This window comes from Paenibacillus favisporus (genome assembly GCF_040545415.1).
GTDB classification, from domain to species: domain Bacteria; phylum Bacillota; class Bacilli; order Paenibacillales; family Paenibacillaceae; genus Paenibacillus_AQ; species Paenibacillus_AQ favisporus.
Window position 1 is genome coordinate 584,055 of the sequence record NZ_JBEPLV010000001.1, and the last position, 12,587, is coordinate 596,641.

Consider the following 12,587-nt stretch of genomic DNA (forward strand, 5'->3'; position numbering starts at 1 on the left):
TGCATTTTTTATGTCCGCAAAGTGCCTTACGGGCGCATTGGGACACAGCCCCGCTTGGCGGGCGTACTTTAAGTGACGGGAGGATAAGCCGTGAACACCGTATTATACAAGCTGGAGGCGTTTGAAGGACCGCTTGATTTGCTGCTGCACCTGATTGACAAAGCGGAAATCGACATCCAGGATATCCCCGTCAGTGAGATTACCGATCAATATATGGAATATTTGCAAAGCATGCAGGAGCTCGAATTGGATATCACCAGCGAGTTTCTGGTTATGGCGGCCACGCTGCTGTCGATCAAGAGCAAGCTCCTGCTGCCGAAGCCTCCGGTATTTGAAATGGACGAGTTTGACTTTTATGAAGAAGAAGAAATCGATCCGCGGGCGGAGCTCGTGCAGAAGCTGATCGAATACCGCAAATATAAAGGGATTGCCAAGCATTTGCAGGAAAAGGAATTTGAACGGAGCCTGATCTACTCCAAGGAACCTGAGGATTTGACGCCGTGGGTGCCGCGCGTGTCGGACAATCCGGTCAAAGGCCTGCACGCCTCCGATTTGGTCGCGGCTTTTCAGAAGGCGCTGCGCAAGGCGTCGAAGCGGACCAGCTACGCCAAAATCCAGCGGGACGAAATCTCGGTGAAGGATCGCATCCGCGAAGTGGTGAATGCCCTGGAATCCAGCGGGCCCGGCGGTAAGCTATTGTTTTCCAAGCTGCTGCATGATGAGATGGTACGGCATGAAATCGTCGTGACGTTTCTGGCCATTTTGGAGCTGATGAAGATGAAACAAATTATTTGTTATCAGGAAAAGCTGTTCGACGACATTGTGATGGAATGGAAAGGGGGAGGTCTCTCGAATGGACTTTCCGACGTTGAAATCGATTATTGAGGGTCTGCTCTTTTTGGCGGGGGATGAAGGGCTGACGGCCAAGCAGATTGCCGAGGTCGTCGAGCACCGTCCCGAGCTGGTGACAGACGCCCTGGAAGAAATGAAGGAGGATTTTGTCAGGGAGAAAAGGGGGATCCAGGTCGTCCAGATTGCCGGCAGCTATCAGCTGGCTACGCTGCCCGATCACGCCCCGTATTTTGAGCGGCTCGCTTATTCCCCATCCCGATCCTCGCTGTCGCAGGCGGCACTCGAGACGCTGGCCATCGTGGCCTACCGGCAGCCGATTACCCGGGTGGAAATCGAAGAGATCCGCGGCGTCAAATCCGAGCGGGCGATCCAGACGCTGGTCAACAAGGACCTGATCGAGGAGACGGGACGGGCGGAGGCGATCGGACGTCCGATTTTGTACGGTACGACCAAGTCGTTCCTCGATTACTTTGGCCTGCCGAATCTTCAGGCGCTCCCGGAGCCGGCCATTTTTGAAGATACGGATAATCTGGAGGAAGAAACCCAGCTCTTGTTCGAAAAGCTGGACGGAAGACAGCTGACGTTTGACGATGTGCCGTAAAACTGCATAAACAACAAGACCCATCCGGATTCCCCGGGTGGGTCTTTGGCGTTCAAAAAAAGGCTTGTGGCCGAATCTTTTCCATCAGGGAATGCCATACTATGCACAGGAAGATTTATGGACAGACTTGGGGGTTTATACGTGTGGATTGTAGTCGCCATTATTGTTCTCCTGATCATTCTGCTGGTTGCCGTCATAATGTCAAACATTACCATTACATTATGGTACAGCAAGCACAATAAGGATGACAAGGCCGTATTGGACGTCAAGATGCTGTATGGAATCGTAAAGATGCATTATGAGATGCCTTCCCTGGTGTTTGCCAATATGAAAAAGGGCTTCATGCTCCGGCTTGAGAGCAAAAATAGTTTCCGTAACGGCCAAACCGTCGGAAAAGCGCATATTAACAAAAGACGGCTGGACCATTGGGCAGATGAAGTGAGGATTATGCTCCAGTCGACGGCTTCTTTAAAAGAATGGTTTTACCGTACCATGCAGCATGTGAACATCATGAAGCTGGATTGGTCCACCAATTTATCAACCGGCGATGCAGCATGGACTGCGATTGCAACGGGAACCGTGTGGGGGCTCAAAACGACCCTGGTGGGCTGGCTTTCCTTTAAAGTACGCATGCGAAACAATCCAAGGCTCTTTGTCGTTCCGGTGTTTAAGGATGAGCCGCAGTTTGCTACTGAGCTGTCCTGCGTCGCCCGCATATCCTGCGGTTATGCCTTGTATGCCGGCATCATGTTGATGGCCCGAATTCTCAAAGTACCGGGAGGTCCGATCCATTGGTTCCGATTGGCCAAACAGGTTCTTCGGTAGCCATGGCTTACTTTATTTAACGGTACCGGCTGAGCAGACGTGACTACATACTTCAAAGGGATATGGGCAAGCTAACATCTGTGGCTCAGAGCTTAATATCAACACACTAGGAGGAATCAACATGGCAGAGCATCCGATTCAAGGCTTAATGCAGACTGCGATGGAAAACATCAAAGGCATGGTTGATGTCAACACAATCGTCGGCGACCCTGTAGAAACTCCTGACGGCAGCGTCATCCTTCCGATCAGTAAGGTGGGCTTTGGCTTTGCTGCAGGGGGAAGTGATTTTAACGCGGATGATATCAGTAAAAGCGTGAGCGCGGCACCCGGACATGAATCCAAGTCCTTGCCGTTTGGCGGAGGCAGCGGCGGCGGAGTTTCGATTCGTCCGATCGCATTTCTCGTTGTCGGCAAAGCAGGCGTGAATATCGTTCCGCTCGATAATCAAACGCATTTATTCGAGAAATTAATTGATTCCGCACCGTCCATGGTGGATAAAATCACGTCGATGTTCCAAACGAATACGCAAACGGGTGCTGGTGCTGTCAATCCAGCCCAAACGACGACTTCGGAGATCAATCCTTCATTGTTTTAAGCCTGTGCCAATCCCTTCCGTCAGCCGGGAGGGATTTTTTGTGAAGAAAAGATTTCTGAAATAGGGCATCGTTTTTTTCTCGTTTGCACGTTTGGCATACCCGAGTTAGGCCAAGCATATACTTGTACAAGATTTTCCGAACCGAAAGGAAAGATAACATGTGGATCAAGCATAAACGTATATGGAGCTGGATTGCGGTCATCACACTCATCGCCAGCGGCTTTGCCGGTACAAGCCGGGCATCGGCCGCGAAAAATTTACCCGCTCTCGGCACCCACGCTCAGGCCGCAGCCTTGATCGATGTCACTTCAGGCAGGCTGCTGTATTCCAGCCACGGGGACGATGAGCTCCGGATCGCCAGCCTGACGAAAATCATGACCGCCATCGTAGCGATTGAGCATGGCAAGCTGGACAGCGAAGTGAAGGTCAGCAAAAACGCCTTTGGCAAAGAAGGGTCTTCCATCTATCTCAAGCTGGGGGAAGAAATGACCCTGGAAAATATGCTGTACGGGCTGATGCTGCGTTCAGGCAATGACGCGGCCACGGCGATTGCCGAGCACGTCGGCGGTTCTGTGGAAGGGTTTGTATATTTGATGAACGAGAAAGCCCGTATGCTGGGCCTTTCCCATTCGCATTTTATGAATCCGCACGGACTGGACGAGGAAGGCCATTATTCATCGGCCAACGATTTGGCCAAGCTGACGGCATATGCCCTGCATAATCCGGTTTTTAAGGAAATCGTGAAGACGCCGACGAAGAAGGTTCCGAATCCGAATGAATCATGGGACTACAAATGGGATAACAAAAATAAAATGCTCCGCCTTTATGAAGGAGCGGACGGGGTCAAGACCGGCTATACCAAAAAGGCGTTCCGCTGCCTGGTCAGCTCGGCAACCCGCAACGGCCAGCAGCTGGTCGCCGTGACACTGAACGACGGGGACGACTGGAACGACCATGGCAGAATGCTGGATTACGGGTTTGAATACTACCCGCTGAAACAGCTGACCGAAAAAGGGGAGCCGGTACAGGGTCAGGACCTGGTCGTCAGCCAAACGTTCCAGTACCCTTTTGCCGATGGCGAGGAAGCTCAGGTCAACAAGAAGCTGGTGCTCTATCCTGAAGCGGAGGAAGGAGCGCCGGATTTGAGATTCGGGCTAAGAGGGAAAATCGAGGTGTCGCTGAAAGGGGAAAAGATCGGAGAAATTCCGGTCTACAGAAAAGGAAGCGTGCTGCCGGAACGAACGGCGTCCGGAACAGCTGCTGAGCAGACGATGGCACCCGTTCACCAAAGTAATTGGGGACAATGGTTCAGCGTGGTGCTGAAGCGTCTGCTTCAGCCTGGTGCCTGATGTTAACGTAACAACCTGGGGAGAGGGGATACGAGATGATCAATGCGATTTGGCTGGGGCTTATTCTGATTGGATTCGGTTTTGCAGCAGCCCAGGGGAAGATTGAACTGGTCACTTCTGCGGCCTTCGACGGGGCTAAGACCGGGGTGACCGTATGTTTCGGGTTAATCAGCGTGCTGGTCTTCTGGCTCGGGATGATGCGCCTTGCGGAAGATTCGGGCCTGCTGAAAAAAATAGCCCGGCTGCTGAGCCCGATCGTTACCTTTTTATTTCCGGATGTGCCGAAAAACCATCCTGCGATGGGTTACATATTGTCCAATATGAGCGCGAATCTGCTCGGTCTAGGCAACGCAGCTACGCCAATGGGCATCAAGGCGATGCAGGAGCTGCAGACGCTGAATCCCGATAAGACGGCCGCCAGTCCGGCGATGTGCACGCTGCTGGCGCTTAATACGGCCAGCATCACCTTGATTCCGACTACGCTGATCGCGATCCGAATGAACTATCAGTCCGCCAATCCGACCGATATCGTCGGTACCACGCTGATGGCGACCGCCGTGGCCACGTTTGCCGCCATCGTGTTGGACCGCTGGTACCGGCGCAAATTTATGCGCAGCAGGCCGAAGAAGCCGCCGGTGCATGCGGGTCCCGTTTCTTCCTCCCAATCCGAGCTGAAAGGGTGAGCAGGGCGTATGGTGGCGTTCATCAATATGATATCGGCCTGGGCGATCCCGGTACTGATCGCGTTTATTCCCCTTTATGCTTTTACCAAAAAGGTGCCGGTGTACGAATCCTTCGTCGACGGAGCCAAAGAGGGATTTCAAACGGCCATTCAAATCATTCCTAACCTGGTCGGGATGATGGTAGGGATCAGCATTTTCCGGGCCTCAGGGGCCCTTGATTTTTTTGTGGGCTGGACAGGTCCCTTTCTTCAGCATTTGGGCGTTCCGAGTGAAATATTGCCCCTGGGTCTGCTGCGGCCGCTGACAGGAACAGGGTCCCTCGCATTCGCCACCGATCTGATCTCGGTGTACGGCCCGGATTCCATGATCGGACGGATGGCTTCAACGATTCAAGGGAGTACGGATACGACGCTGTACGTGCTCACTGTTTATTTGGGAGCGGTCGGGATCCGCAACGGGCGGTATGCGCTTAAGGTCGGGCTTTTATCGGATGCGGTAGGATTTGCAGCAGCTATTGCCGTCTGCCTGCTGTTCTTCGGATAACCGGCCAGCCGTGTGGAACGGTTTCATGGACACCTCATATACTGTAACAAGCTCAGGCTAGTTTAAATGAGGTGATCCGCATGACATTCGAAGGCTTTATCATTCATCATTCCGTATGCCCTTCCATCAACGGGAAAGGGTATGATTTTTGGATCGGGGAGGATGCCTCGGTCGTTTCTTCCCCTTACGTCACCGATCCATCCCATATCCATATTTGCCTCCAGGGTGATTTCAACCGCGAATACACCCTGTTTCGCGCTGCCGAAAAACAGCAGCTGTTCGTGGCCAGCAAGCTTATTATGGAGCTGGCACGACGCTATAATATTTCCCCCCTCTATTTGTATCCTCACTCCGACACCTGCCCGGGTGCGGATTTTCCATGGAACGAACTTGTGATTTATCCTGTTGATGGTTATCATTAGGGTTGAGGTGACCTATTGAACATGGAGAGATTACAGAAAGTGTTAGCGCAGGCCGGTATCGCTTCGCGCCGTAAGTGCGAAGAATTGATTCTGGCCGGCAAAGTGGAAGTTAACGGGGAAACCGTAACCACGCTGGGGACCAAGGCGGACCCGAATCAAGATATCATCAAGGTGAACGGCAAACCGATCAAGCACGAGCAAAAGATTTACATCGTTTTCAACAAGCCAAAAGGGGTAATTACCAGCGCGTCCGACCCGGAAGGACGAAAAATCGTAACCGATTATTTGAAAGGCATCAAAGAGCGGGTTTATCCGGTCGGCCGTCTGGACTACGATACCGAAGGTCTGCTGCTGCTGACCAATGACGGCGAATTTGCCAATCTGCTGACTCACCCGCGGCATCATGTACCCAAAACGTATCTGGCGACGGTCGAGGGGATCCCGCATGGCAGCGACCTGGACAAGCTCAAAGCCGGTATTCAGCTGGAGGATGGTATGACGGCCCCTGCCGAAGTCGAATATAAAGATATCGACACGGAGAAGAACGAAGCCGTAATCAGCATCACGATCCATGAAGGGCGCAACCGGCAGGTCAGACGCATGTTTGATGCGATCAAGCACCCGGTGATCCGGCTGAAACGCGTAGCGTTCGGCGACCTGCTGCTGCAAAATTTGAAGCGCGGTTTGTACCGCCACCTGACAAAGGATGAAGTACAAAGTTTATTAAATATGGCTAAATCGGGAAATTTAAACAAAAGATAGAACGGAAGGACACATAATTTTCAAATACTCCCGGAGCACCTATGACATTATTTCGCTATAATTGTTCATAGGTTGTTCAAACTCTGCGCTTAAAATATGTGATTTGTCATGGAAAGGGAGCTTTTGGCATGGGTAAATCTAGAAAAAAGGTTCAAATCATTATCCTGCTGTTGATTGTCATTTTGGGCGGTTATGCCATTACGACACAGGTTTCGGGCTCTAATGGCAAACCGACGGAAGGCAGTAAGGCGCCGAACTTTGACTTGCTCGGGCTGGACGGCAAGGTTCATACGCTCGATGAATATAAAGGCAAGGCGCTTGTTGTCAATTTCTGGGGAACCTGGTGCGAACCATGCGTGAAGGAAATGCCCGCTCTGCAGGCCCAGTATGATAAGTGGAAGGATAAGGATGTCGTCATCGTTGGCATCAACGCCGGCGAGGACAAGATGGCCGTGGAAAATTTTGTGAAGCAGGTCCATGTCAGCTTCCCTGTAATGCTGGATCCCGAGAAGGACGCCATTCAATCCTACGGAATATCCCCGCTGCCTACGACGTTTTTTGTCTCGCCTAACGGGAAGATCAATAAGATTCATCTGGGACAGCTGGATTTGCAAACTCTCGATCAGCAAATTGAAGAGTTGGTGAATTCCTGATGATGAAGGAAGTTATTGCATTCAAGAACACCAAGTGCGAGTGCGGGCACCAAAACCCCGTGGGAACGGTGCTCTGCGAGGCTTGCGGAAGGCCATTGGAAGAACAAGACCGCGAGTCCAACGAAGTTCTGGAGATGCGCTATGACGGGATGGCACGACGCTCTCAGCGTGCCAACCCGAATTTCATAGACCGGATCTGGAACTTCTTTTCGTCTGTAAAGATCGCCGTATACATGATTATCCTGACCCTGCTCGGATCGATGCTCGGGACGATTTTCCCCCAGGAAAACACATTTCTGAACATCGATCCCTCCACGTACTACAAGGAAACTTACGGCACGCCCGGATGGATTTATTACAAGCTGGGCCTGTCGCATACGTACGAATCCTGGTGGTTTGTCCTCCTGCTCGTCATGATCGGCGCGTCGCTGGTCATCTGCAGCCTGGACCGGGTGCTGCCATTGTACAAAGCGCTTACCAAACAAAGAATTTTGAAGCATAAGCAGTTCCTGACCCGTCAGCGCGTGGTGTATCAGGGACCGGTAGAGCTGGAGTCCAAGGAATGGGTGGAGCAGGCATCCGTCCACATCAAGAAAAGAGGCTACCGTGTACATACCTTGGATAACGCTTTACTCGCAGAAAAGTACCGCTTCAGCCGCTGGGGACCTTATGTCATCCATATCGGACTGATCATTTTCCTGCTGGCCGTGCTGGCCCGCGGCTTGCCCGGTCTGCACATGGATCAGCATGTCGCTTTTCCAGAAGGCGAAATCAAGCACATTCCGAATACGTCGTATTATTTGAAGAACGAGAAGTTTACGGTTGAATATTACTCGGAACAAGATTTGCCAAAGGAGTTTCAGGGCAAAAACAAGGTGCTTCCAAAACTGTTCAAGACGGAGGCGACCCTGTACGAATGTACGGCCAACTGCAATGATCCGTCCAAACAGCCTACGCTGAAGGCCGTTGACCATCACAATATCGAGGTTAACGACCCGATGGATTACAAAGGCCTGAAGGCCTATCAGTTTGACTACGATTTGACACCGGTCCTCCGTTCGGTCAAGCCTTCCCTGGTGGACAAGAAGACCGGCAAAGATTACGGTACTTTCCAGCTGAAGATCAAGGATCCAGAGCGGAACTACAAGGTAGGGCCATATTCGCTTGAGTTGAAGGAGAAGTACAACGATTTTGGGCTGGACGAGAACGGTCAGCCCGTCACGAAAACTCCGAATCCAAACGCGCCGGCTTTTCTCTTCCTGATTAAAGGGCCGAATTTGCCAGCCGAAGGCGTACATTATTTCTACTTCCCGAAGCAAATCGACAAGGAGCGCTTCCAGCAGGATGCCATAAACACCAAAATGAACGGCGGCAGCGTTCCGCTTGAGCTGGATGTCAAAGGAATGGGAAATGTGGACTTATCGATGTCGACCACCTATTTGAACATCCGGGTGGACAAAGCGATGCCTTTTGTGTGGGTAGGCGCAGCCATCGTCATGCTTGGACTTATACTCGGCTTCTATTGGCAGCACCGCCGGATCTGGCTGCGGATTGACGACGGGAACCTGACCCTCGGTGCGCATACCAACAAGAACTGGTTCGGCATCCGCCGGGAGATTGCGGCAATACTTCGCAAAATGAATCTGGAAGTGGACGAGAAGTCCTTGGATAACGGAGGGAATCACTCATGAGTGGATTGTTAAATTTCAGCAGCAACATGTTCGTCGTCGCATTCTTCCTGTACTGCGCGGCGTTCATCCTGTTCGCGGTCGCCATTATGGGCCGCCGGTGGAGCAACAGGGATCCGGAGTCGCACCGCAGGAAGTGGGGGAATATCGCGTTCGGGGTATCCTCCCTCGGCCTGGTGCTGGAGCTGACGTACTTCTTTACCCGGTGGGCGGGCGGCGGACATATTCCCGTCAGCAACATGTACGAATTCATGTCCTTCCTTTCGATGATGGTCATGGTGGCGTTTACGGTGGTATATCTCATTTACCGCAAAACGATACTCGGCTTGTTCGCCGTTCCGATCACGATCATCATCATGGCATACGCCGCGGTATTTCCGCAGGAGGTGCAGCCGCTGATTCCGTCGCTGCAGTCCTATTGGCTGAAAATCCACGTCACGATGGCGGCGGCCGGAGAGTCGTTCTTCGCGATCGCATTTGCGGCAGGCTTTATGTACCTGCTGCGCACGGTGAATTTCAGCAGCACGGATAAAAAGGACAGACGCCAGCAGCGCTGGGTCGAAATCGTATTTTTCTCGATCATTCTGGTTATCTCGTTTATCATTACGGTCTTTGCATTCCGTGCAGCCGGTTATGAATCCGTGTTCACCCAGACGAAGGCTTCCGGATCGGCCGGGCAAACGACGAGCGTTACGCAGACCGTCGAATACAAGCTGCCGCCGATCGTTGCGCCGTATCACAGCAAGGTCGAAAGCTATCAGCCGTTCCTCGGCATGACGAAGCCGCTGTTCAGCGCTCCGTCCTGGATGAACGGGATCAACGCGGGACGCAAGTTCAACACGATTATTTGGACGGTGATCTCCGGCATTATCCTGTACGGAATCCTCCGGTTGATCGCGCGCAAGCCGCTTGGACGTGCGGCCTCTCCGTTCCTGGACGGGATCGACCCCGATGATTTGGATGAGATCAGCTACCGTGCGATCGCCATCGGGTTTCCGATCTTTACGCTCGGCGCCTTGATCTTTGCGATGATTTGGGCTCAGGTGGCCTGGGGACGCTTCTGGGGATGGGATCCGAAAGAAGTGTGGGCGCTCATCTGCTGGCTGTTTTACAGTGCCTATCTGCATCTCAGATTGTCCCGCGGCTGGCAGGGGCGCCAGTCGTCATGGCTGTCGGTTCTCGGCTTCCTGGTGGTTATGTTTACCCTCGTCGGCGTGAACCTGGTCATTGCCGGACTTCACTCCTATGCGGGCACAAACTGATTCGAATATGACAATTTATATGGATTGAACTAGAGCACATTCTTACTTTAGTTCAATCCATTAAGCACTGAATAATCCGTTTCACATTGCTCGCTTGGATGTTGAAACGGATTTTTGTTAAGATTAGCATGGAGTTATGACAAGTTCTTCACAGAAACATAGAAGGGGTTGAGGTTGTCTTATGTCAGAACATACAAACCGGATCCTGGTCGTGGACGACGAGGAACGGATCCGCCGCTTGCTGAAAATGTATTTGGAGAAGGAAGGCTATGAAGTCGAGGAGGCCGAGGACGGCGAGACCGCGCTCCGTAAAGCTTCCAATCAGGATTATGGCCTGATCATGCTGGACTTGATGCTGCCCGGCATGGACGGCATCGAGGTGTGCAACCGGCTGCGCCAGCTCAAATCGACGCCGGTACTGATGCTGACCGCCAAGGGCGAGGAGATCAACCGGGTTCAAGGCTTTGAAGTCGGCGCGGACGATTATGTCGTTAAGCCCTTCAGCCCGAGGGAAGTCATTTACCGGGTAAAAGCGATTTTGCGGCGCTCTTCGGCAACGGCGTACCTGTCGAAGGAAACGAATTCGAGCAACAACATCGTGTTTCCGCATCTTGTGATTGAGCACGATGCCCATCGGGTGACAGCTAACGGACAAGAGGTCAGCTTGACGCCTAAGGAATACGAGCTGCTGCATTACCTTGCGGTCTCGCCGGACAAGGTTTTTTCCCGGGAAGAATTGCTGAAGGATGTATGGAACTATGAATTTTTCGGTGACCTGCGGACGGTCGACACGCACGTGAAGCGCCTGCGGGAGAAGCTGAACAAGGTATCACCGGAGTCGGCGGCGATGATCACCACCGTCTGGGGCGTAGGCTACAAGCTCGAGGTACCGAAATAACATGAATTTCTGGACCTCTCTTGTCGGGAAGCTCTGGGCGACCATCATCTGCCTGGTCGCATGCATCTTGATTATTCTCGGGTTATTTCTGCTTCCATACATCGATATGAATTATTCGAACTCCGGAGACATCAAGCGGCTGTTTACGTACACGGCGATCATCGGGTTTTCGATGACGACCTTCTTTGCGCTGTTTCTGCTGACGAAGATTACGCAGCCGATGCAGCAGATGATTCAGGCTACCGAAGCGATCCGTAAAGGCGAGTACAACACGCGCCTGTCGATCAATACGAGCGACGAGATCGGGAAGCTGGCGAACACGTTCAATCATATGGCGGCAGAGCTGGAAGACAATATCCGCAACTTGAACCAGGAAAAGGAGCATTTGGCGAGCGTCCTCCGAAGTATGAGCGACGGCGTCATTACGTTCGATACTTCAGGCAAGGTGATCTTGACGAATCCACCGGGACAGAAGCTGATTACCCAATGGAAGGATATCCACTGGAACTTGGACCAGGAGGACGCCGAAGGGGAGGAAGAACAGCAGGTACCCGAGCCTTTGCTGGACCTGTTCGACAATATGCTGGAGGGCAGCGGCGACACGAGCACGAATCTTCACGTCAAGCAGGGCGTCTGGTCGGTTCATATGGCGCCTCTGTATTCGGATAACGACATCCGCGGGGCGGTTGCGGTGCTCCGCAACGTAACCGAGGAAGTGCAGCTGGAGAAAATGCGCCAGGACTTCGTTGCCAACGTGTCGCATGAGATCCGCACGCCGCTGTCCATGATGCAGGGATACAGCGAAGCGCTGCTGGATGGCATGGCGGCGTCGCCGGAGGAGAGCCAGGAACTGATTCAGGTCATTCATGATGAATCCCTTCGAATGGGGCGATTGGTTAAGGATCTGCTTGACATGGCGCGGATGGAAGCGGGGCATGTCGACATGGCCAAAAAGCAGCTGGACCTCAACGAGCTGCTGGAGCGCGTATACCGCAAGTTTACGGTACGGGCCAAGGAGCGGAATATCGAGCTCCTTTATGACCGCAAGACGGAGGATATGGTGCTTGAGGAGGCCGACGAAGACCGTTTGGAGCAGGTGATGACCAACCTGCTGGACAATGCGTTCAGGCACACGCCTGAAGAGAAGAAGATCAGCATCCTTGCCGACCGTGTCCTGTCGGACAACAAGCCGATGATCCGAATCGTGGTGAAGGATGAGGGCGTAGGCATTCCGCCGGAGGATCTGCCGTTTGTGTTTGAACGGTTTTACAAGGCGGACAAGGCACGGGTACGCGGGGAATCGGTCGGAACGGGTCTTGGGCTAGCCATTGTTAAGAACATCGTAGAATCGCACCAGGGCAGCATTCAGGTGGACAGCATCCTGGGCGAAGGAACGGCCTTTACGATGCTGCTGCCTGTCGAAAGCCGTAAATAATGGAAAAAGAACAGGAAAC

The 12,587-nt window shown here is 52.7% G+C and carries 14 protein-coding genes; all 14 read left to right on the forward strand.

The window, feature by feature from the left end; translation table 11 throughout:
- Positions 1-90: 90 nt before the first annotated feature.
- The 14 genes from ABID47_RS02800 (at position 91) to ABID47_RS02865 (ending at position 12,568) form a co-directional block, all read left to right on the forward strand.
- Positions 91-885, forward strand: a complete 795-nt coding sequence (locus ABID47_RS02800; RefSeq protein WP_354494865.1) for a segregation and condensation protein A — start codon at positions 91-93, stop codon at positions 883-885.
- The gene (gene scpB, locus ABID47_RS02805; protein WP_105444744.1) at positions 854-1,453 is read left to right on the forward strand and encodes an SMC-Scp complex subunit ScpB; all 600 of its coding nucleotides are present in this window, start codon (positions 854-856) and stop codon (positions 1,451-1,453) included. The genes ABID47_RS02800 and scpB overlap by 32 nt, the downstream gene beginning before the upstream one ends.
- Before the next feature lie 141 nt (positions 1,454-1,594).
- The gene (locus ABID47_RS02810; RefSeq protein ID WP_354494866.1) at positions 1,595-2,278 is read left to right on the forward strand and encodes a DUF2953 domain-containing protein; all 684 of its coding nucleotides are present in this window, start codon (positions 1,595-1,597) and stop codon (positions 2,276-2,278) included.
- A 121-nt stretch (positions 2,279-2,399) separates the two neighbouring features.
- A complete protein-coding gene (ytfJ, locus tag ABID47_RS02815; protein WP_105444660.1) occupies positions 2,400-2,873 on the forward strand; it encodes a GerW family sporulation protein in 474 nt (157 codons plus the stop codon).
- Between the two features lie 158 nt (positions 2,874-3,031).
- The gene (locus ABID47_RS02820) at positions 3,032-4,222 is read left to right on the forward strand and encodes a D-alanyl-D-alanine carboxypeptidase family protein (protein ID WP_354494867.1); all 1,191 of its coding nucleotides are present in this window, start codon (positions 3,032-3,034) and stop codon (positions 4,220-4,222) included.
- Positions 4,223-4,257: 35 nt separating this feature from the next.
- Positions 4,258-4,905 (forward strand): nucleoside recognition domain-containing protein, encoded by a 648-nt coding sequence (locus tag ABID47_RS02825; RefSeq protein WP_354494868.1) that lies wholly within the window; start codon positions 4,258-4,260, stop codon positions 4,903-4,905.
- A gap of 9 nt (positions 4,906-4,914) precedes the next feature.
- Positions 4,915-5,448 (forward strand): spore maturation protein, encoded by a 534-nt coding sequence (locus ABID47_RS02830; RefSeq protein ID WP_105444663.1) that lies wholly within the window; start codon positions 4,915-4,917, stop codon positions 5,446-5,448.
- Between the two features lie 80 nt (positions 5,449-5,528).
- The gene (locus ABID47_RS02835; protein ID WP_076170062.1) at positions 5,529-5,870 is read left to right on the forward strand and encodes a peptidoglycan recognition protein family protein; all 342 of its coding nucleotides are present in this window, start codon (positions 5,529-5,531) and stop codon (positions 5,868-5,870) included.
- Positions 5,871-5,891: 21 nt separating this feature from the next.
- Entirely contained in the window at positions 5,892-6,632 is a 741-nt protein-coding gene (locus tag ABID47_RS02840; RefSeq protein ID WP_354494869.1) for a pseudouridine synthase, read from the forward strand.
- A 128-nt stretch (positions 6,633-6,760) separates the two neighbouring features.
- On the forward strand, positions 6,761-7,285 hold the full coding sequence (resA, locus tag ABID47_RS02845) for a thiol-disulfide oxidoreductase ResA (protein WP_076170064.1): 525 nt from the start codon (positions 6,761-6,763) through the stop codon (positions 7,283-7,285).
- Positions 7,285-8,976, forward strand: a complete 1,692-nt coding sequence (gene resB / locus ABID47_RS02850; protein WP_354494870.1) for a cytochrome c biogenesis protein ResB — start codon at positions 7,285-7,287, stop codon at positions 8,974-8,976. Before resA ends, resB begins: the two co-directional genes overlap by 1 nt.
- On the forward strand, positions 8,973-10,235 hold the full coding sequence (ccsA, locus tag ABID47_RS02855) for a cytochrome c biogenesis protein CcsA (protein ID WP_354494871.1): 1,263 nt from the start codon (positions 8,973-8,975) through the stop codon (positions 10,233-10,235). Before resB ends, ccsA begins: the two co-directional genes overlap by 4 nt.
- Positions 10,236-10,416: 181 nt before the next feature.
- Complete coding sequence (locus tag ABID47_RS02860; protein ID WP_076170066.1) at positions 10,417-11,133, forward strand: response regulator transcription factor; 717 nt, start codon at positions 10,417-10,419, stop codon at positions 11,131-11,133.
- Between the two features lies 1 nt (position 11,134).
- Positions 11,135-12,568: an ATP-binding protein gene (locus ABID47_RS02865; RefSeq protein ID WP_105444665.1), complete on the forward strand. Its 1,434-nt coding sequence runs from the start codon at positions 11,135-11,137 to the stop codon at positions 12,566-12,568.
- Positions 12,569-12,587: the final 19 nt, after the last annotated feature.